The organism is Cellulosimicrobium cellulans (assembly GCF_006539945.1).
Taxonomy (GTDB): Bacteria; Actinomycetota; Actinomycetes; order Actinomycetales; family Cellulomonadaceae; genus Cellulosimicrobium; species Cellulosimicrobium cellulans.
Genome location: NZ_BJNZ01000003.1, coordinates 46,575 through 66,324 on the forward strand (window position 1 = coordinate 46,575; position 19,750 = coordinate 66,324).

The window sequence follows — 19,750 nt, forward strand, 5'->3', positions numbered from 1 at the left end:
CGTCGACACGGTGTCGGCGATCGCCGGCCTGCGGAAGGAGGCGCGCATGAGCGAGAACACCAGGACGTCGCGCGCCCCGGAGAAGGCGGGCGCGCAGCCGACCCCGGGGCAGGGCGGTTCCGGCGGCCGCGGGGTGCGGTCGCGCCTCGTACGCTTCGGGGCCCGGCCGAACGCCGGCAGCCCGGCGCTCGAGCCCGTGCTCCAGGCCGTGCGCACCAACCACCCCCGTACCGACCTCACCGTCATCGAGCGCGCCTACGAGACCGCGGAGCGTGCGCACCGGGGGCAGCTGCGCAAGAGCGGCGACCCGTACATCACGCACCCCGTCGCCGTCGCGACGATCCTCGCCGAGCTCGGCTTCGACGGGTCGACCCTCGCCGCCGCGCTGCTGCACGACACGGTGGAGGACACCGACTACTCCCTCGCGCAGCTCACCGAGGAGTACGGCGAGGAGATCGCCATGCTCGTCGACGGCGTGACCAAGCTCGACAAGGTGACGTACGGGGACGCTGCGCAGGCCGAGACGGTGCGCAAGATGGTCGTCGCGATGGCGCGCGACATCCGCGTGCTCGTCATCAAGCTCGCCGACCGGCTGCACAACGCGCGCACCTGGAAGTACGTGTCGTCGTCGTCGGCGGGCCGCAAGGCGCGCGAGACGCTCGAGATCTACGCGCCGCTCGCGCACCGCCTCGGCATGAACACGATCAAGTGGGAGCTCGAGGACCTCTCGTTCCAGGCTCTGTACCCCAAGGTCTACGACGAGATCGTGCACCTCGTGGCCGAGCGGGCACCCGCGCGCGAGGAGTACCTGGCGGTCGTGCGCGAGCAGGTCACGGCCGACCTGCGCAGCGCGAAGATCAAGGCGACCGTCACCGGGCGGCCCAAGCACTACTACTCGATCTACCAGAAGATGATCGTGCGCGGTCACGACTTCGCGGAGATCTACGACCTCGTCGGTGCACGCGTCCTGGTGGACAGCGTCCGGGACTGCTACGCGGCGCTCGGCGCGCTGCACGCGCGGTGGAACCCCGTGCCCGGGCGGTTCAAGGACTACATCGCGATGCCGAAGTTCAACATGTACCAGTCGCTGCACACGACGGTCATCGGGCCCGGCGGCAAGCCCGTCGAGATCCAGATCCGCACGCACGAGATGCACCGGCGCGCGGAGTACGGCGTCGCGGCGCACTGGAAGTACAAGGAGACCGCGAAGTCGGGCGGGAAGACCGCGAAGGACGACACCGCGGCGAACGACATGCGCTGGCTGCGCCAGCTCGTCGACTGGCAGCGCGAGACGGCGGACCCCGCGGAGTTCCTCGACTCGCTGCGTTTCGAGATCGGCGGCGCGGAGGTCTACGTCTTCACGCCCAAGGGCGACGTCATGGCCCTGCCCGCGGGCTCGACCCCGGTCGACTTCGCCTACGCCGTGCACACCGAGGTCGGCCACCGGACCATGGGCGCGCGCGTCAACGGGCGCCTCGTGCCGCTCGACTCGACGTTGGAGAACGGCGACTCGGTGGACGTCCTGACCTCGAAGTCCGAGAACGCGGGACCGAGCCGGGACTGGCTGGCGTTCGTCAAGAGCCCTCGTGCGCGCAACAAGATCCGGCAGTGGTTCTCCAAGGAGCGCCGCGAGGAGGCCGTCGAGCACGGCAAGGACGCGATCGCGAAGGCGATGCGCAAGCAGAACCTGCCGATCCAGCGCCTCCTGTCGCACGAGTCGCTCGTCGCGCTCGCCAACGAGCTCCGCTTCGCCGACGTCACGGCGCTGTACGCGGCGATCGGCGAGGGCCAGGTGTCGGCGGCGAACGTCGTCTCCAAGCTCGTCCAGGCGATGGGCGGCGAGGAGGGCACGGTCGAGGACGTCGCGGAGACCGCGCGCCCCGGGCACACCGCGCGCCGCGTGCGCACGGGCGACCCCGGCGTCATGGTCAAGGGCGTCGACGACATCTGGGTCAAGCTCGCCAAGTGCTGCACCCCCGTCCCCGGCGACGAGATCATCGGCTTCATCACGCGCGGCCAGGGCGTGAGCGTGCACCGCGCGGACTGCGCGAACGTCGTCGGGCTGCGCAACCAGCCCGAGCGCATCGTCGACGTCTCATGGACCACGGGCAGCAACGCGATGTTCCTGGTCCAGATCCAGGTCGAGGCGCTCGACCGGGCGCGCCTGCTCTCCGACGTCACGCGGGTCCTGTCGGACAACCACGTGAACATCCTCTCGGCCACCGTGTCGACGTCCAACGACCGCGTCGCGATGTCCCGCTTCGTCTTCGAGATGGCGGAGCCGGCGCACCTCGCGCAGGTGCTCAGCGCGGTCCGCAAGGTCGACGGCGTGTTCGACGTCTACCGCATCACGGGGACGAAGGCCGCCGAGGCGACGCAGCTCCCGGCCTGACCGCTCGCGCCGTGCGGGCGGGTGGGCGCCGGCGTCCGCCGCCCCCGGACGTGTCGTCGTGCCGCACGCTGCGGCCGGTGGCAGCATCGGCACATGGACCTGCCCGTCATGCCTCCCGTGCTGCCCATGCTCGCGAAGTCCGTGCCCGACGTGCCCGAGCCCGACGCCGTGGACGGCGGGTACGTGTACGAGCCCAAGTGGGACGGGTTCCGCGCGATCGTGTACCGCGACGGCGACGAGGTGCGCCTCGACAGCCGCAATGCGCGCCCGATGGAGCGCTACTTCCCGGAGGTCGTCGAGGCGGTGCGCGCGGCCCTGCCGCCCCGCTGCGTGGTCGACGGCGAGATCGTCGTCGCCCGGGACGGGCGCCTCGAGTTCGAGGTGCTGCAGCAGCGCATCCACCCCGCGGCCTCGCGGGTCCGCCTGCTCGCCGAGCAGACGCCCGCCGCGCTCGTCGTGTTCGACGTGCTCGCGCTCGGCGACGACGACCTCACGGGCGAGCCGCTGGCGCGCCGCCACGAGGTGCTGGACTCGTTCGGGCTCGACGGCCCCGCCGTGCACGCCACCCCCCGCACCCGCGACGTCGCGGTCGCGCGCGAGTGGTTCGACACCTTCGAGGGTGCGGGGCTGGACGGCGTCGTCGCGAAGCCGCTCGACGGGACGTACCAGCCGAACAAGCGCGCGATGCTCAAGATCAAGCACGGACGCGAGGCGGACGTCGTGCTCGCGGGCTACCGCCTGCACAAGACGTCGACGCCCGCGAAGCCCCTGCTCGGGTCGCTCCTGCTCGGGCTGTACGACGACGGCGGACAGCTCCAGTTCGTGGGCGTCGCCGCGTCGTTCCCGGCGGCGAGACGCGCGGCGCTCGTGACCGAGCTCGCCCCGCTGGTCGTCGAGCCCGGCACGCCGGAGGCCGACGCGCACCCGTGGTCGGGCTGGGAGAACCCTGCGGGCGAGCGGATGCCGGGCGCGGTGTCGCGGTGGAGCTCCGGCAAGGACCTGTCGTTCACGCCGCTGCGCGTCGAGCGCGTGCTCGAGGTGGCGTACGACCACATGGAGGGCGCGCGGTTCCGGCACACGGCGCAGTTCCGGCGCTGGCGCGACGACCGCGACCCGTCGTCGTGCACCTACGACCAGCTCGAGGAACCCGTGCGCTACGACCTCACCGACATCCTGCCGGGCGCCCCCGGCGTCGTCTGACGTGCGGGCCGTGCCGCCGCCGGGCGTCGGCCGGGGGACGCGCCCTGCCGCTAGGCGCGGGGCCGGTCGCGGTCCTTGCTCGGCTGCACGCGCTTGGGCTCGCCCGGCATCTTCGGGTACTCCGGGGGATAGGGCAGGTCGCCGAGCCCGTGCTCGGCCTCGTCGCGCCGGGACAGCTCCAGGGCGGGCTCGAGCGACGCCCCCGGGTCGTCACGGTCGGCGCGCAGCGGCGCGAAGAGGTCGCCGACCTCGGCGAAGCGCGCGGGCATCGACAGCACGTCGAAGTCGTCCGGGTGGACGTCGGCGAGCTCCTCCCAGCGCAGGGGAGCGGACACCGTCGCGCGCTGGTTGGAGCGGATCGAGTACGCCGACGCGATGGTGCGGTCGCGCGCCATCTGGTTGTAGTCGACGAAGATCTTGGCGCCGCGCTCCTCCTTCCACCACTTGGTGGTGACCTGCTCGGGGAGGCGGCGCTCGAGCTCGCGACCGATCGCGATCGTCGCGCGGCGCGCGGCGACGAAGTCCCACTCGGGCGCGATCGGCACGAAGACGTGGATGCCGCGCCCGCCCGACGTCTTCGGGTACCCGGGGAGGCCCAGCTCGTCGAGCACCCGGCGCAGGTGCGGCGCGACGCGCACGGCGTCGTCGAAGTCGGTCCCGGGCTGGGGGTCGAGGTCGATGCGGAGCTGGTCCACGGCCTCGACGTCCTCGCCCCGCACGGGCCACGGGTGGAACGTCAGGGTCCCCAGGTTCGCGGCCCATGCGACGACGGCGAGCTCGGTCGGGCACACCTCGTCCGCCGTGCGTCCGCTCGGGAACGCGATGCGCGCGGTGCGCACCCACTCGGGCGCGCCCTTGGGGATGCGCTTCTGGTAGAACGCGTCGCCGGTGTTGTCGGTGCGGGTGCTCATCCGCGCCCCCTCGAACACGCCCTTGGGCCAGCGTTCGAGCGTGGTCGGTCGGTCGAGCAGGGCGCCGAGGATCCCGTCCCCGACGCTGAGGAAGTACTGCACGACGTCGAGCTTGGTCACCCCGCGTGCCGGGAAGACGACGCGGTCCGGGCTCGTGACGCGCACGGTCCGGCCACGGACGTCGAGCTCCACGGGAGGTGTCGTGGCTGCGGCCATGCCGACCAACCTAGACCGGGTCGTCATCCCCGGCGAGCAGGAGGGCGAGGGCGCGCCGCGCCCGCGGCCGCTCGGCCCACCGGTGGCGTAGCTCGAGCGACCGGGCCGCGAGCCGGGGATCGAGCCCGCACACGTCGCGCAGCCGGCGGAGGATGCTCAGCGCCTCGTCGGGCTCGCACCGCGTCGCGACGTCGAGGGAGGTCCGCACGACCGATGTCACCAGCACCCCCGCGACCAGGGTGCGGTCGTCGCGCAGCACGTGCGACTGGCGCGGCGCCCGGCCCGCGAGCGGTGCGGGACGGTGCCGGCCCGGCGGGTACACGACGTCGAGCGCGCGCGGCGCCGGTGAGCCGCACAGCACCCAGGCCGCAGCGCTCCCGGCGAGGACCGTTCCCTCCGGGACGAGGTCGCGGACGGCGAGCGCACGGAGGGTCGGCGTGTCCGGGACGAGCGCGGGCGCGGCGACGTCGCCCCAGAGGCGGCGGAGCGCCCCCGACCGCACGAGGTCCTGGAAGGCGGCGTGCCCACCGACGTCCGCCGGCACGACGAGAAGTCCCACGTCCGTGGCGAGGGGCGCGAGGAGCGGTGTCAGGTCCGCGGCGGGCCCGGGTGCGGGCGACGCGGTGCGAGGGGCGGGCAGCATGCGCACACCGTGCCCCATGGGCCCGGGCGCGCGGAAGGGCCGGCGCTCGCCTGTGGACGAGTGCCGGCCCTCCCGGCCCTCAGCAGATGCTGAGGGACGGCGGCGTCAGCCGCGCGAGTCCTCCGCCGCCCGCACGACCTGCTCGAGCCAGGCACGACGCGCGGTCAGCGCGGTCTCGAGGTCCTTGACCGCGCGCGTGTCGCCGCGGCCCTGTGCGGCCGCGAGGTCCGCCTCGAGCCCTTCGATCGCGGACTCGAGCTGCGCCGCGGCGCCCTCGGCGCGCGCCCGCGTCTCGGGGTTGGTCCGCGTCCACTGCGCCTGCTCGGCGTCGCGGACGGCGTTCTCGACGGCGCGCAGGCGGCCCTCGACGCGCTGCAGGTCGCCGCGCGGCACGCGGCCGGCCTGCTCCCAGCGCTCCTGGAGGTCGCGCAGCGCGGCCTTCGCCGCACCGAGGTCCTTGACCGGGACGAGCTTCTCCGCCTCGGCCAGCAGAGCCTCCTTGACCTCGAGGTTCGCGGCGTACTCGGCGTCGGTCGCCGAGTTCACCGCGTCACGGGCCTGGAAGAACGTGTCCTGCGCGGCGCGGAACCGGGCCCACAGCGCGTCGTCGTCCTTGCGGCTCGCGCGACCGGCGGCCTTCCACCGCGCCATCAGGTCGCGGTACGCGCCCGCCGTCGGGCCCCAGTCGGTGCTGGACGACAGCGCCTCGGCCTCGGCGACGAGCTTCTCCTTGGCCGACTTGGCGGAGGCGTTGCGCTGCTCGAGCTCGGCGAAGTAGTGCCGGCGCTCGCGGTCGAACGCGGTCCGCGCGTGGCTGAAGCGCTTCCAGAGCGCCTCCTCGCTTGCCCGGTCGATGCGCGGTCCGGAGCGCTGCGCCTCCTTCCAGCGGTCGAGCAGGCCCCGCAGCTCCTCGCCGGCGGGCCGCCACTGCATGCGGCTCGGGTCGGTCGCGGCGATCTTCTCGGCCGCCTCGATGATCTCGGTCCGGGCCTCGAGGGCGGCCGCCTTGGCGGCGGCGCGCTCCGCCTCGAGCTGGCCGCGGCGCTCGGCCGCGGCACCGCGCAGCGACTCGACCTGCGCGCGCAGGCCGTCGAGGTCGCCGACCGCGGACGGCTCGGCGGTCTCCTCGGTGAGACGGGCGATCGTCTGGTCGATCTCCTTGACCGACAGGTCGGTGCTCGTCAGGCGGGCCTCGAAGAGCGCGACCTTCGCTTGGAGGTCGAGGTAGCGCCGTACGTACAGCGCGAGCGCCTCCTCGGCGTCGACACCGGGGAACTGACCCACGGAGCGCTCGCCCGCGCTCTCACGGACGTAGACGGTGCCGTCCTCGTCGACGCGGCCGAACTCGGCCGCGGCCTTCGCGGCCGCCGAGTCGTCGGCGAGCGCCGGGACCGCAGGCACCTCGGGCACGGCCGCCGGAGCGGTCGGGGCGCCTGCTCCCGCCGGGGCGGGCTTGCGCGGCGGGTGGGGCACGGCAGACGGCTTGGGGCGGGGGCCCGGTCGCGGGGCGGCGGGCTTGGCCGCAGCCGGCGCCGCGGCCCCAGACGCGGTCTCGGCCTCGGCACCGGCGTCGACGGCGGGTGCCGGGTCCTCGGCCGCGGAGGTCTCGGCGTCCTGCGCGTCGATGGGCTCGGCCTCCACGACGGGCGCGTCGGTGGGCTCGGGCTCGACGGCGGGCTCGCTCACGGGTTCGGCGACAGCCGGAGCCGTCTCCTCGGCGCTCTGCGCGGGGTCCGGCGTGTCCGCTGCCGCCTCGTCTGCTGCCGTTCCGTCCGAGGCGGCGTCGGGCTGCTGCTCGGCAGCGGGCTCCTCGGCAGCGGGCTCCTCGGCAGCGGGCTCCTCGGCAGCGGGCTCCTCGGCAGCGGGGGACGGGGTCTCGGACGTCGAGACCTCGGTCGCGTCGTCGGCCTGGGAGGCAGCGTCGGTGGCGGCGGGGGAGTCCGTCGGCTCCACGTCTGTCGCGTCGACCCGTCCGGTCTCGCTCGCCTCCGCGGGCTCCGGTGCCGGCGTGCTCGCCTGGTCCTGGGCGGGATCGCTCACTGGGTCTCAACTCCTTCGATGGTGACCGGGGTGGCGGGGGACCCGTCGCCGGATCCGTCCTGCGTCCCCGCGTCAGCGACTGCCTGGACGACGTCCAGGCCGGACGTGATGGTGCCGAACACCGTGTAACCACCCGCCGCGTCGGACGGGATGGTCGAGTCCTCGTAGACGAGGAAGAACTGGGAGCCCATCGACTCGGCGTCCCCACCCTGGCGCGCCATGGCGACGGTCCCCGCGGGGTACACGTCGTCCGACGGAGGGTTCTCGATGGGGCCGAACGAGTAGCCCGGGTCCCCGGTTCCCGTGCCGGTCGGGTCGCCGCACTGGAGCACGTAGATGCCCGACGTGGTGAGGCGGTGGCACGACGTGCCGTCGAAGTACCCGGACTCCGCGAGGGACACGAAGCTCGCGACCGCCTGCGGGGCCGCGGCGCCGTCGAGCGTGAGCGTGAGGTCGCCGGCGCTCGTGGTGAGCGTCGAGGTCCAGTCGCGCCCCTCGGCGGCGGACGCGGGAGGCAGCGTGTGCTCGCCGGAGGCTGAGGGCTCTGCGCCGTCGCCGCCCGCGTCGGTGCCCGGCGCCTGGGTGGCGGACAGCGCCCACCACACGGCGACGCCGATCACCACGAGCGCCGCGACGACGCCGACGATCGACCAGGTCCGCTGGCGTCTCGCGCGGAGCTGGGCCACGTGGCGGTCCCACTTCTCCTCACGACGGCGCGCCTGCTCGCGCTCGCGACTCTTCGTCGACACCCCAGCTCCTTCGTCCGGCGCCGTCGTGGCGCGCACGGTCGACCCCGGTGCGGCCGCGGTCGGTAGGGGACAGTCTAGGCACCGAGCGTCCTGGTGGCGGGTGGATTTGCCGTGCGCAGGTCACGGTCCGGTATCGACCGGCCGGGTCCCTCGCAGGTCCCGTGCCCGCGGGCGGCGACCCGGTGACGCCCCGCGGGCTAGCCTCGGGTGCGTGGACCGACCCTCCGGCACGACGCCGCCGCCCCCGCCCGACGACGCGTCGGGCGCCCCCGCGGTGACGCTGCACGTCGTGGTCGCGCCCGTCTTCGGGACCAACTGCACGGTCGTGAGCGCGCCGAGCGGCGACTGCGTGGTGGTCGACGCGGGCGCGGGGACCGCCGACGACGTCGCCGCCCACGTCGCGTCGGCGGGCCTCGTGCCGCGGGCCGTGCTCGCCACCCACGGGCACGTGGACCACACGTGGGACGCGGCGGCGCTCGCGGACCGGTTCGACGTGCCCGTCGTCCTGCACGTCGCCGACGCGTACCGGCTCGCCGACCCGTTCGGGAGCCTCGAGCACGGCTCGCCCACCGGCGGCCGGGGCGAGCGCTCGCTCGTCTCCGGTCCGCTCGGCGCGGCGCTCGCCGCGGCCGGTGCCCGTCCAGGGGACTACCGGGAGCCCGAGCGCGTGGAGACGTTCGACCTCGCCGCGGGCGAGCAGAGGGAGCTGCGCTGGGGCGACCTCGTCCTGCGCGCGGTCGGCGCACCGGGCCACACCGAGGGGTCGACCCTCTACCTCGTGGGCGAGCCGGGCGCGCGGATCGTGCTCAGCGGCGACGTCCTCTTCGCGGGGTCCGTCGGTCGCACCGACCTGCCGGGCGGGGACGGCGCGACGATGGCCCGCACGCTGCGCGACGTCGTCGGGCGCCTCGACCCCGCGTGGGACGTGCTGCCGGGCCACGGCCCCGCGACCACCGTCGCGCGCGAGCTCGCGACCAACCCGTTCCTCGCAGGCTGACACGGCCCGGCCGCGCGCGTCCGTCGGGCGGACGATGCGGATCTCCGTGCCGGCGTCTGGGAAGATCTCACCCATGGCCAGGCCCACACCCCTCTCCGGTTTCCCCGAATGGCTCCCTGACGGTCGGATCGTCGAGCAGCACGTCCTCGACACCCTGCGCCGGGTGTTCGAGCTGCACGGGTTCGGCGGGATCGAGACGCGCGCGGTCGAGCCGCTGGACCAGCTCCTGCGCAAGGGCGAGACGTCCAAGGAGGTGTACGTCCTGCGCCGGCTCCAGGAGGAACAGCAGGGCGACGTCGTGGCTGGGTCCGCGGGGAAGGCTGCGGGAGGCGACAAGCAGCTCGGCCTGCACTTCGACCTCACCGTCCCCTTCGCGCGCTACGTGCTCGAGAACGCCGGCCACCTCGCCTTCCCCTTCAAGCGCTACCAGATCCAGAAGGTGTGGCGCGGCGAGCGCCCCCAGGACGGGCGCTTCCGGGAGTTCACCCAGGCGGACATCGACGTCGTCGGCGCGGGCGAGCTGCCCTACCACTACGAGGTCGAGCTGCCGCTCGTCATGGCGGAGGCGCTCGGCGCGCTGCGCGACATCGGCGTGCCCGAGGTCCGCGTCCTGGTGAACAACCGCCGCGTCGCCGAGGGCTTCTACCGCGGCCTCGGGATCGACGCCGTGGACGAGGTGCTGCGCCAGATCGACAAGCTCGACAAGATCGGCACCGAGAAGGTGGCGGCGCTCCTCGTCTCGGAGGCGGGCACCACGACCGAGCAGGCCGCGGCCTGCCTCGCCCTCGCCGCGATCAGCGGCAGCGACACGGGCGTCGTGGACCGCGTGCGGGCGCTCGCGGCCCAGCACGGCGTGGAGAGCGACCTGCTCGAGACCGGGCTCGGCGAGCTCGGGGCGCTGATCGAGGCCGCGAGCGTGCGGGCCCCGGGCGTCGTCGTCGCCGACCTCAAGATCGCGCGCGGCCTCGACTACTACACGGGCTCGGTGTACGAGACCGTGCTCGTGGGCCACGAGCAGCTCGGCTCGATCTGCTCGGGCGGCCGGTACGACACGCTCGCGTCCGACGGCGCGAACACGTACCCCGGCGTCGGCCTGTCGATCGGCGTGTCGCGCCTCGTCTCGCGCCTGCTGTCCGCGGGCCTGGTCCGGGCGACGCGCTCCGTGCCGAGCGCCGTCGTCGTCGCGGTGACGAGCGAGGAGACGCGCGGCGCGTCCGACGCCGTCGCGTCCGCCCTGCGGTCACGGGGAGTCCCGGTCGAGGTCGCGCCGGCCGCCGCCAAGTTCGGCAAGCAGATCCGCTACGCCGACCGGCGCGGGATCCCGTTCGTCTGGTTCCCGGGGCGCCTCGAGGAGGACGGGACGCGCTCGCCGGACCAGGTGAAGGACATCCGCTCGGGCGAGCAGGTGGACGCCGACCCCGCGACGTGGGAGCCGCCCGCCGAGGACCGGCTCCCGCGCGTGGTGCCGGCCGCCGGCTGACCGACCGGCAGACGCGCCCGCCGGACGTGAGGAGAGGCGACGTGACCGGACCGTTCGAGCTCGCGCTGCCCTTCATCGGGACCTGGCTCGTGCAGAACAGCCCGGCGCGTCGCGTCCCGAGCCACGGGACGCACCTGTTCGCCACGACGTACGCGATCGACTTCGTCGCGGTGCGCGGCCGCCGCACCGCGGACGTGCGCGACTGGCGCACCGTGCTCGGCACCGAGCCGCCGGAACGGTTCCTCGCGTTCGGCCTGCCCGTCCTCGCCCCCGCCCCCGGCACCGTCGTCGCGGTGCACGACGGAGAGCCCGACCACGAGGCCCGGCGCTCGCCGCCCGCGCTGCTCGGGTACGCGCTGACTCAGGCGTCCCGGGCGCGTGCCGGCGGCGCGGCGCTCGCGGGCAACCACGTGGTGCTCGCGCTCGACGCGCCGGACGTCTTCGTGGTCCTCGCCCACCTGCGGCGCGGCTCGGTCGCGGTGCGTCCGGGGCAGCGGGTGGCGACCGGCGACGTGATGGGTCGGTGCGGGAACTCGGGCAACTCGACGCAGCCGCACGTGCACGTCCAGGCCATGGACGGCCCCGACGCCCACGTCGCGCGCGGACTGCCGCTGGCGTTCCGCGACTACCGCGAGCACGACCGCGCCGGCCGGACCGGCGCGGTCGCGCTCGGGGTCCCGGCCGAGGGAGCCGTGGTCGAGCCCGCCTGAGGACGCGTCGGCGGGTCCGCCCGCCGCGCTCGCCTCAGGCGGTGAGCGCACCGATCCCCGTGACCCACCCCGCCAGCGCCCCGACCGCGACGAGCGCCCCGGCGAGGGCGAGCACCGCCCCCGCCGCGACGACGTCGGGCACGCCCAGCGGCACCGGGCGCGACGTCGTCCGGGGGCCGGAGCCCAGGCCGCGCGACTCGAGCGCGACCGTCAGCCGCTCGGACCGGCGCACCGCACCGACGAGGAGGGCGAACGCCGCCGCGCCGAGCGACCGCGGCGAGCCGGGGAGCCGACCGCGGCGACGCCGCGGGTCGCGCACCGCCTGGGCGCAGCGGATCGTGTGCCAGGCGTCGGGAAGCTCGACGAGGAGCCGGTGCGCGGCGAGCACCGCGAACGTCCAGGTCGCCGGGAGGCGGGCGTGCTGGTGCAGGCTCGTCATGAGGCGCACCGGGTCGGTCGTGAGGACGAGCACGAGCGACAGCGCCCCGACGAACAGCGTGCGCAGCGCGAGCGCGGCACCGATCGTGAGCCCGTCCGCGCCGATCGTGAGCGGCCCGAGCGCGACGACGTCGCCGCCCGGCCGGGTGACGACGTTGACGACGAGGAGGCTCGACGCGAAGACCACGAACGGGACGTGGGCCAGCACGAGCGTGCGCACCGGCACACGGCCGAGCGCGAGCAGGGCCACGACCGTCAGCAGCCAGGCCGTCGCGGGCGTGACCGGGTCGGTGACGAGCAGCGCGCCGGCGGACAGGAGGAGCGCGGTGGCGAGCTTCACCGTCGGGTTCCAGCGTTCGAGGACGGACGGAGAGCGTGCGGTCACGGGGCCACCTCCGCGGAGACGAGAGCCCCGGGCTCCGGGACGCCCGAACCTCCGTCGCTGGCGACGGCGTCGCACGCGGCACCGCTCAGGGTGTCGAGCGCGCGCACGAGCGCGCCCGGGTCGAGGCCGCGCGCGCGGCCGGTCCGTGCCCACCAGTCGAGCAGCGGTGGGCGGCGCAGGCCCGCGAGAGCGCACAGCGCGTCGTCGGCGAGGACCGTGGAAGGCTCCGCGACCGTGGTGAGCGCGCCGTCCACGACCACGGCCACCCGGTCGGCGATCGCCGCGACGAGCGAGAGGTCGTGCGAGACGACGACCACGGCACCGCCCGCGTCGGCCCGCCCCCGCAGCACGCGGGCGGCCGCGTCGGCCTGGCCACGGTCCAGGCCGAACGTCGGTTCGTCGGCGAGGAGGACCGGCGGGTCGAGCACCGTCGCCGTCGCGAGGGACAGGCGCCGCTGCTCGCCGCCCGAGAGCCGGTACGGGTTCGTGTCGGCGAGGTGCGTGAGCCCGAACGCGGCGAGGGTCCGGGCGACGCGCGCGTCGACGTCGGCGAGGCGGGCGAGCCGCGCGGACCACGCGACCTCCTCGCGCACGGTGCGCGCGACGAGCTGGTGCTCGGGGTCCTGGAAGACCATCGCGACGGGCTCGCCGGTCGCGGTCGCGACGTCGCCCGTGGTGCGCTCGAGACCGGCCAGACCGCGCAGGAGCGTCGACTTGCCGCCTCCGTTGGGCCCGACGACGGCGAGCACCTCGCCCGCGCGGACGTCGAGGTCGACGTCGCGCACGACGGGGTGCTCGCCCCGGCGGGCGCGTCCCGCACCGAGGCCGCCCCGGTGGACGGCGAGCCCGCGCGCCCGGAGCGCGACCGGACGCACCGTGCCCGCCGGTGTCGCGGCCAGGGGTCGGTCCGGCGCCGTCGAGCCCGCCGGCGAGGACCGCACGAGGTCGACCAGCCAGTCGTCCGTCGCAGGGGAGCCGAGCGGCCCCGGGGCGCCCGCCTGCTCCAGGCGGACAGCGAGCGGCAGCCAGCACCCCAGGTCGGCGAGGTCGCGCGCGTGCTCGCGCAGGACGCGGTGCGTGGGGCCGTGCGCGACGACCCGGCCCGCGCGGTCGAGCACCAACGTGGCCCCGGGCAGCGCACCCAGGTCGTCCAGGCGGTGCTCGACGAGCACGACGGAACGGTGGGCGAGTCGGCCCGGCGACGCCTCGCCGTCGGGCCGGGGTGTCCGGGCGAGGCCGGCGACGAGCGACCCGACCTCGTGGGCGGCGGCGGGGTCCAGGAGCGCGGTGGGCTCGTCGAGGACGACGAGCTCCGGGTCGGTGACGAGCGCGGCGGCGACCGCGACGCGCTGCGCCTCGCCGCCCGACAGGGCGTGGGTCGGACGGTCGTGCAGGTGCGCGGCGCCGACCGCGGCGAGCGCGGCGGCCGCGCGGTCGTCCATGGTGCGGGGGTCGGCGCCGCGGTTCTCGAGCGCGAACCGCAGCTCCTCGTCCACGCGTGCCAGGCAGAGCTGGTCGCCGGGCCGTTGCTGGACGAGGCCCACCCGGGTGGCGAGCACGGGCGGCGGCACCTCGCGCGGGTCGAGCCCCGCCACGCGCAGCCCACCCGCGACGGAGCCCGGGAGCGTGTGCGGGACGACGCCGACGAGCGCGCGCAGGAAGGTCGACTTGCCGCACCCGGACGGGCCGAGCACCAGCAGGCTCGTCCCGGCCGGGACGGTGACGTCGACGCCGTCGAGCACCCGGGTGCCGTGGTGCCCCAGGTGCACGGTCATGCCGGTGACCGCGACGGCGTCGAGCGCGACGGCGTCGGGCACGTGCGCGGTCTCCTCAGCCACGGCGTTCCGCGCCGATCGCGAAGGCGTCGAGAGCGCCGGTGCGGGCGAGCGCGTCGCCGAGGAGACGGGCCGCCAGGCCGCACAGCACGACGCACGACACGACCTGGACACCCAGCCGGAGCGACGCGTAGTCCTGCCCGAGCCAGCCGAAGCGCACGGCGTTGAAGGCGAACGTGACGAGCGCGGCGCTCACGCCGGACGCGACGAACACCCACCAGCCGAACCGGCGGTAGCGCGTGAGCGCGAACGGCAGCTCGGCGCCGAGGCCCTGGACCAGGCCCACGACGAGCAGGAGCGGCCCGGCGGGGGAGGCGAGGAAGACGACCTCGACGAGCGCGGCGAGAGTCTCTGCCAGGATGCCGACACCCGGCTTGCGCACGATGTACGTGGCGAGCGGGCCGACGACGATCCACGCGCCCGCGAGGACGTTCGCGGCGAGGTCCGCGAGCGGACCCATCGCGAGCTGCAAGGGGGCCCAGAGCTGCACGAACGCCCAGTACACGAACCCGAAGACGACACCGAGGACGGCGATCAGCACCGTCTCGTGCAGGGTCGGGCCCCGGCGGCGCGCGGCACGCGGGGGCGTCGCCGGGAGCGCGCGGCCCGCCGTCCCGGTGGTCGGGTCGTCGGTGGTCCCCACGGCCGCCCCGGGGGCGGCGCTCGGGGTCGTCTGCTGCGGGGTGGTGCGGGGCTCGGCCATGCGGATCCCTCCGTCGGGCCCCCGGGGCGAGGGGTGCACGACGGCGCCACCGCCTCGGCCTGCACGCACGGCCGGGCGCGGCGCGCGCGGGCACGAGCGTGCAGGGGACGGTGACGTCGGCCCTGCTCCCTTCGCTGGTACGAACCAGATCAGGTTCCACGGGTCTGCAGGGGGGACGGGTGTCCGGCCTGCACTCTCAGCGCTCGTGCGCTCCCCGGAGGCGTTCGGCCCCGACCCTAGGGCCTGCGTGCGCTCTCGACAATCCCGGTGTCTCAGCCCGCGGGACGGCGTGGCGAGCGGGTAGGCGTTCGTCCGCGCGACTGCCCGTGAGGTGCGCGCGCCACCCCGAGCGTTCTTGACACCGGTTCGAACACCTGTTCGAATGCTCTCGTGCGGTGGGACGGACAGGCGATCGGTGCGGACGACGGCGCGCTCCCGGGGTTGGAGCGCGTCGGCCTCGTGCGCAGCGTGCGCACGCCGGAGTTCGCGGGGATCACGTTCCACGAGGTGACCGCCAAGAGCGCGCTGTCCAAGGTTCCGGCGATGTCGCGCATGCCGTTCCGCTGGACGGTCAACCCGTACCGGGGATGCAGCCACGCGTGCTCGTACTGCCTGGCGCCCGCCACGCCCGTGCTCCTGGCCGACGGCACCCAGCGCCCGATCGGTGAGCTGCGCGTCGGCGACGAGATCATGGGGACCGCGCCGCACGGCGCGTACCGGCGGTACGTGCGCACGCGCGTGCTCGACCGGTGGACCACCCGCAAGCGCGCCTACCGCGTGACCCTCGCCGACGGCACGCGGCTCGTCGCGAGCGGCGACCACCGGTTCCTCACGGAACGCGGCTGGCGCCACGTCGTCGGCGGCGCGGGTCCTCGCGCCCACCTCGCTCTCGGCGACGTGCTCGTCGGCCCGGGCGCCGCGGCGCTCGCTGACGAGGGGGTCGCGCTCGAAGGACGAGACGTCACCGGCGGCGACGCGCTGCGCGTCGACTCCCTCGAGGCCCTCGACGGGCCGGGGGAGGAGACCGAGCTCGTCGACATCACGACGGGCACGCGCGACTTCGTCGCGGCGGGGGTCGTGAGCCACAACTGCTTCGCGCGGCCCACGCACGAGTACCTGGACCTGGACGCGGGGGAGGACTTCGACCGTGAGGTCGTCGTCAAGGTCAACGTCGACGACGTGCTGCGCGCCGAGCTCGGTCGGCGGTCGTGGGGCCGGGAGGCGGTCGCGCTCGGGACCAACACCGACCCCTACCAGCGGGCCGAGGGCCGCTACCGGCTCATGCCCGGCATCATCGACGCCCTCGCAGCGTCCGGCACGCCGCTGTCCGTCCTCACCAAGGGGACGCTCCTGCGCCGCGACCTGCCCCTGCTCGCCGACGCCGCCTCGCGCGTCGAGGTCGGGATCGGCGTCTCGCTCGCGCTCCTCGACCCGGCGCTCCAGGCGAGCGTCGAGCCCGGTACCCCGTCGCCCCGCGCCCGGCTCGACCTCGTCCGGGCCGTCCGCGAGGCGGGGCTGCCGTGCGGCGTCATGGTCGCGCCCGTGCTGCCCTGGCTGACCGACTCGACCCGCGCGCTCACCGACCTGCTCGACGCGGTGAAGGACGCCGGTGCGACGGGGGTCACCGTCCTGCCCCTGCACCTCAAGCCGGGCACGCGCGAGTGGTACATGGGCTGGCTCGCGCGCGAGCACCCGCAGCTCGTGCCCGGGTACGAGCGCGTCTACGCACGCGGCACGTACGCCTCGAAGGCCTACCGGTCGTGGCTGTGGGACCGCGTGCGCCCGATGCTCGAGGCGCGCGGCTTCGCGGTCTCCGGGCACCGCGAGCCCGCGGGTGTCGAGGGCCGGTACCGCCGGGGCGAGCTCGGCGGTCTCGGCGACCGGCAGCACGACGCGGGGCCGCCGACGGACGGCATCTACCCGACCGGGAGCCTCGCCGGGTCACCTCCGGAGCCCGGTGGGCCCGGTCACGACGGCGCCCTCGCGGGCATGCCGGTCGACGGCGGGGGCCTGGACGTCGTCGGCGGGGGAGTGGAGCAGGTCTTGTTCTGACCAGGTGGCACCGTCCGGGGTGACGCGGATCCTGCGACCGCGGTCCCGGCGCGTCCGGCGGGCGAGTCAGGAGGACGTGTCGCGATCCGGCACGGCAGCGACCCGGAGGACGTCCGTCCGGGCCACGGCCCGGTCGCGGACCTCGGCCAGCGCCACGCGCGCGGGATCGGCCAGGTACGCGGTGAGAGCGTCGTCGTCGGGCATCTCGATGACCTGGACCTCCGTCGGCAGCGTCGCGTCCTGGCCGGGCAGTGCACGCACGCGCGACAGCACGCGGCCGCCGTGCACGGGCACCAGGGCGAGGACGTCGTCCTCGTACTCGCTCAACAGGTCGGCGTTGCCCTCCGTGGGCCAGAGGAGGACGCACAGCGTGATCGGCATGGTCGGCACGCTACGCCGCTGCGCGGCCAGGACCGTCAGCCGTCCGCGAGGCGCGCGGGGAAGCCGCCCGTCGCGACCGGGCCCCAGCGTGTGACCGTCAGGCGCACGAGCGACTTGCCCTGCGCGACCATGGCCTCGCGGTACTCGTCCCAGTCCGGGTGCTCGCCGCCGACGGAGCGGTAGTAGTCGACGAGCGGCTCGACCGAGTCCGGCAGGTCGATCACCTCGGCCTCGCCGTCGACCTGCACCCACGGGTCGGAGAAGCGCTCGCCCAGCGAGAGCAGCGACGCGCGCGGGTCGCGGCGCACGTTGACGGCCTTCGCGCGCTCCGGGTAGGTCGACACCACGATCCGGCCCGCGTCGTCGACCCCGTACGTCACCGGGCTGAGCTGGGGCCGGCCGTCGGCGCGGGTGGTGACCAGCACGCCGTCGTGCCGGGAGCGGAGGAACTGCTCGAGCTCGTCGCGCTCGACGCGCCGGTTCGTCGCGATGGTGCGTGCCACGGGTCATCCCTCCTCGTGCGGGCGGCGGGCCGGTCGGCGCGCGCCGGTGCCACCGGCCCGGAGGCGGGATCCTGGACGCACGACGCTGTCGGGCGCCCCGTGGCGCGGCGGCACCGTCACGGTATCCGGTCGAGCCGCGCGCCCGCCCGCACTAGACTCGTCCGGACGCGCGCCCGCCCGCGGGAGCGCGACCCCCACCGCCCATCTGGAAGGAATCCTCCGTGCTGCGCACCCGAACGGCCGGCTCACTGCGGGCCGAGCACACCGGTCAGACCGTCACCCTCACGGGCTGGGTCGACCGGCGGCGCGATCACGGCGGCGTCGCCTTCATCGACCTGCGCGACGCCTCCGGGATCGCCCAGGTGGTCATCCGCGACGAGGCCGTCGCGCACCCGCTGCGCAACGAGTTCGTCCTCCAGGTCACCGGCGAGGTCTCGCGCCGCCCCGACGGCAACGAGAACCCGTCCCTGCCGACGGGCGAGATCGAGGTCGTCGCGAGCGACGTCGTCGTGCTCAACACGTCCGAGGCGCTGCCGTTCCAGGTCTCCACGGCGCTCGCGGACACCGAGACGATCGGCGAGGAGGCGCGCCTCAAGCACCGCTACCTCGACCTGCGCCGCCCCGCGTCCGCGCACGCGCTGCGCCTGCGCGCCAAGGCCAACCAGGCCGCGCGCCGCGTGCTCGACGCGGAGGAGTTCGTCGAGATCGAGACACCGACCCTCACGCGCTCGACGCCCGAGGGCGCGCGCGACTTCCTCGTGCCCGCGCGGCTCGCGCCCGGCTCCTGGTACGCGCTGCCGCAGTCGCCGCAGCTCTTCAAGCAGCTGCTCATGGTCGCCGGCATGGAGCGCTACTACCAGATCGCACGCTGCTACCGCGACGAGGACTTCCGCGCTGACCGCCAGCCCGAGTTCACGCAGCTCGACGTCGAGATGAGCTTCGTCGAGCAGGACGACGTCATCGCCCTCGCGGAGAAGATCCTCGTCGCGCTGTGGGAGCTGATCGGCTGCACGATCCCGACGCCGATCCCGCGCATGACGTTCCACGACGCCATGCGCCTCTACGGGTCGGACAAGCCCGACCTGCGCTTCGGCAACCCCCTCGTCGAGCTCACGGACTACTTCAAGGACACGCCGTTCCGCGTGTTCCAGGCGGAGTACGTGGGCGCCGTCGTCATGGCGGGCGGGGCCTCGCAGCCGCGCCGCCAGTTCGACGCCTGGCAGGAGTGGGCCAAGCAGCGCGGCGCGCGCGGGCTCGCGTACGTCACGTTCCAGGAGGACGGGACGCTCGCCGGCCCGGTGGCCAAGAACCTGTCCGACGCCGAGCGCGAGGGCCTGCGCGACGCGACCGGCGCGCAGCCGGGCGACGCGGTGTTCTTCGCCGCCGGCAAGACGTCGGACTCGCGTGCGCTGCTCGGCGCCGCGCGCCAGGAGATCGCGAAGCGCACGGGGCAGATCGACGAGGACGCGTGGGCGTTCGTCTGGATCGTCGACGCGCCGCTGTTCAAGCCCACGGGCGAGGACGACGACGTCGACCTGGGCCACTCCGCCTGGACCGCCGTGCACCACGCGTTCACGTCGCCCACCCCGGACTGGGTCGACACGTTCGAGCAGAACCCGGGCGAGGCGCTCGCCTACGCGTACGACATCGTGTGCAACGGCAACGAGATCGGCGGTGGCTCGATCCGTATCCACCGCCGCGACGTGCAGGAGCGCGTGTTCGACGTCATGGGCATCGGGCCCGAGGAGGCGCAGGAGAAGTTCGGCTTCCTCCTCGACGCGTTCAAGTTCGGCGCGCCGCCGCACGGCGGGATCGCGTTCGGCTGGGACCGCATCGTCGCGCTGCTGACCAAGTCGGACTCGATCCGCGACGTCATCGCCTTCCCGAAGTCGGGCGGCGGGTTCGACCCGCTCACGCAGGCACCGGCCCCGATCACGCCCGAGCAGCGCAAGGAGGCCGGCGTCGACGCGAAGCCCGCCGCTCCTGCGCGCGACGGCGGCCAGGACGACGACGCGACCGGGCGCACGGACGCGTAGCCGCAGCCCGCACGACGCCGAGGGCGCGCCACCCCCGCCGGGTGGCGCGCCCTCGGCGCGTCCGGACGCCACCGCCCCG

Annotated in this window: 16 protein-coding genes and 1 riboswitch; of the genes, 7 read left to right on the forward strand and 9 right to left on the reverse strand. The window is 75.0% G+C overall.

Going from position 1 to position 19,750, the window contains the following annotated elements; genetic code table 11:
- The first annotated feature begins 46 nt into the window (after positions 1 to 46).
- The gene (locus tag CCE02nite_RS03075) at positions 47 to 2,392 is read left to right on the forward strand and encodes a RelA/SpoT family protein (protein WP_141388097.1); all 2,346 of its coding nucleotides are present in this window, start codon (positions 47 to 49) and stop codon (positions 2,390 to 2,392) included.
- Between the two features lie 93 nt (positions 2,393 to 2,485).
- Entirely contained in the window at positions 2,486 to 3,592 is a 1,107-nt protein-coding gene (locus CCE02nite_RS03080; protein ID WP_141388099.1) for an ATP-dependent DNA ligase, read from the forward strand.
- Between the two features lie 50 nt (positions 3,593 to 3,642).
- On the opposite strand, the gene ligD is transcribed toward CCE02nite_RS03080, so the two are convergent.
- The 4 genes from ligD to CCE02nite_RS03100 form a co-directional block, all read right to left on the reverse strand.
- Complete coding sequence (gene ligD, locus CCE02nite_RS03085; protein WP_141388101.1) at positions 3,643 to 4,719, reverse strand: non-homologous end-joining DNA ligase; 1,077 nt, start codon at positions 4,717 to 4,719, stop codon at positions 3,643 to 3,645.
- Between the two features lie 10 nt (positions 4,720 to 4,729).
- Complete coding sequence (locus CCE02nite_RS03090) at positions 4,730 to 5,362, reverse strand: hypothetical protein (RefSeq protein WP_141388103.1); 633 nt, start codon at positions 5,360 to 5,362, stop codon at positions 4,730 to 4,732.
- Positions 5,363 to 5,467: 105 nt separating this feature from the next.
- Positions 5,468 to 7,402, reverse strand: coding sequence for a DUF349 domain-containing protein (locus CCE02nite_RS03095; RefSeq protein ID WP_255318603.1), 1,935 nt, complete (start codon positions 7,400 to 7,402; stop codon positions 5,468 to 5,470).
- Complete coding sequence (locus tag CCE02nite_RS03100) at positions 7,399 to 8,151, reverse strand: peptidylprolyl isomerase (protein ID WP_141388105.1); 753 nt, start codon at positions 8,149 to 8,151, stop codon at positions 7,399 to 7,401. Before CCE02nite_RS03100 ends, CCE02nite_RS03095 begins: the two co-directional genes overlap by 4 nt.
- Before the next feature lie 211 nt (positions 8,152 to 8,362).
- On the opposite strand from CCE02nite_RS03100, the gene CCE02nite_RS03105 reads away from it, so the two are divergent.
- The 3 genes from CCE02nite_RS03105 to CCE02nite_RS03115 all read left to right on the forward strand — a co-directional run bounded on the left by CCE02nite_RS03105 (position 8,363) and on the right by CCE02nite_RS03115 (position 11,338).
- Positions 8,363 to 9,148: an MBL fold metallo-hydrolase gene (locus CCE02nite_RS03105; protein WP_308463676.1), complete on the forward strand. Its 786-nt coding sequence runs from the start codon at positions 8,363 to 8,365 to the stop codon at positions 9,146 to 9,148.
- A gap of 73 nt (positions 9,149 to 9,221) precedes the next feature.
- Positions 9,222 to 10,628 carry a histidine--tRNA ligase gene (gene hisS, locus CCE02nite_RS03110; RefSeq protein WP_141388107.1) on the forward strand — a complete coding sequence of 469 codons (1,407 nt, stop codon included), beginning with the start codon at positions 9,222 to 9,224 and terminating at the stop codon, positions 10,626 to 10,628.
- 41 nt (positions 10,629 to 10,669) lie between these two features.
- Complete coding sequence (locus tag CCE02nite_RS03115) at positions 10,670 to 11,338, forward strand: M23 family metallopeptidase (protein ID WP_218027015.1); 669 nt, start codon at positions 10,670 to 10,672, stop codon at positions 11,336 to 11,338.
- 34 nt (positions 11,339 to 11,372) lie between these two features.
- Here CCE02nite_RS03115 and CCE02nite_RS03120 read toward each other — a convergent pair whose 3' ends face one another.
- From CCE02nite_RS03120 to CCE02nite_RS03130, 3 genes are read right to left on the reverse strand one after another with little or no spacing between them, the layout of a single operon-like run.
- The gene (locus CCE02nite_RS03120; RefSeq protein ID WP_170227199.1) at positions 11,373 to 12,161 is read right to left on the reverse strand and encodes an energy-coupling factor transporter transmembrane component T family protein; all 789 of its coding nucleotides are present in this window, start codon (positions 12,159 to 12,161) and stop codon (positions 11,373 to 11,375) included.
- Positions 12,158 to 13,999 carry an ABC transporter ATP-binding protein gene (locus CCE02nite_RS03125; protein ID WP_141388113.1) on the reverse strand — a complete coding sequence of 614 codons (1,842 nt, stop codon included), beginning with the start codon at positions 13,997 to 13,999 and terminating at the stop codon, positions 12,158 to 12,160. Before CCE02nite_RS03125 ends, CCE02nite_RS03120 begins: the two co-directional genes overlap by 4 nt.
- Positions 13,992 to 14,699, reverse strand: a complete 708-nt coding sequence (locus CCE02nite_RS03130) for an ECF transporter S component (protein WP_141388115.1) — start codon at positions 14,697 to 14,699, stop codon at positions 13,992 to 13,994. The genes CCE02nite_RS03125 and CCE02nite_RS03130 overlap by 8 nt, the downstream gene beginning before the upstream one ends.
- A gap of 107 nt (positions 14,700 to 14,806) precedes the next feature.
- Positions 14,807 to 14,926: riboswitch (TPP riboswitch) on the reverse strand.
- Between the two features lie 163 nt (positions 14,927 to 15,089).
- Between CCE02nite_RS03130 and CCE02nite_RS03135 the strand changes: the two genes are divergently transcribed.
- On the forward strand, positions 15,090 to 16,751 hold the full coding sequence (locus CCE02nite_RS03135) for an Rv2578c family radical SAM protein (RefSeq protein ID WP_141388117.1): 1,662 nt from the start codon (positions 15,090 to 15,092) through the stop codon (positions 16,749 to 16,751).
- 66 nt (positions 16,752 to 16,817) lie between these two features.
- Here the strand turns inward: CCE02nite_RS03135 and CCE02nite_RS03140 are convergent, their stop codons facing one another.
- Positions 16,818 to 17,132, reverse strand: a complete 315-nt coding sequence (locus CCE02nite_RS03140) for a DUF1330 domain-containing protein (protein WP_141388119.1) — start codon at positions 17,130 to 17,132, stop codon at positions 16,818 to 16,820.
- Between the two features lie 35 nt (positions 17,133 to 17,167).
- On the reverse strand, positions 17,168 to 17,635 hold the full coding sequence (locus CCE02nite_RS03145) for a PPOX class F420-dependent oxidoreductase (RefSeq protein WP_141388121.1): 468 nt from the start codon (positions 17,633 to 17,635) through the stop codon (positions 17,168 to 17,170).
- A gap of 221 nt (positions 17,636 to 17,856) precedes the next feature.
- On the opposite strand from CCE02nite_RS03145, the gene aspS reads away from it, so the two are divergent.
- A complete protein-coding gene (aspS, locus tag CCE02nite_RS03150; protein WP_141388123.1) occupies positions 17,857 to 19,671 on the forward strand; it encodes an aspartate--tRNA ligase in 1,815 nt (604 codons plus the stop codon).
- Positions 19,672 to 19,750 lie beyond the last annotated feature (79 nt).

Excerpts from the sequence above, each read along its gene's own strand:
- CCE02nite_RS03130 (WP_141388115.1), bottom strand. The coding sequence starts at position 14,699 with ATGGCCGAGCCCCGCACCACCCCGCAGCAGACGACCCCGAGCGCCGCC.
- CCE02nite_RS03140 (WP_141388119.1), bottom strand. The coding sequence starts at position 17,132 with ATGCCGATCACGCTGTGCGTCCTCCTCTGGCCCACGGAGGGCAACGCC.
- CCE02nite_RS03090 (WP_141388103.1), bottom strand. The coding sequence starts at position 5,362 with ATGCTGCCCGCCCCTCGCACCGCGTCGCCCGCACCCGGGCCCGCCGCG.
- hisS (WP_141388107.1), top strand. The coding sequence starts at position 9,222 with ATGGCCAGGCCCACACCCCTCTCCGGTTTCCCCGAATGGCTCCCTGAC.
- CCE02nite_RS03080 (WP_141388099.1), top strand. The coding sequence starts at position 2,486 with ATGGACCTGCCCGTCATGCCTCCCGTGCTGCCCATGCTCGCGAAGTCC.
- CCE02nite_RS03075 (WP_141388097.1), top strand. The coding sequence starts at position 47 with ATGAGCGAGAACACCAGGACGTCGCGCGCCCCGGAGAAGGCGGGCGCG.
- ligD (WP_141388101.1), bottom strand. The coding sequence starts at position 4,719 with ATGGCCGCAGCCACGACACCTCCCGTGGAGCTCGACGTCCGTGGCCGG.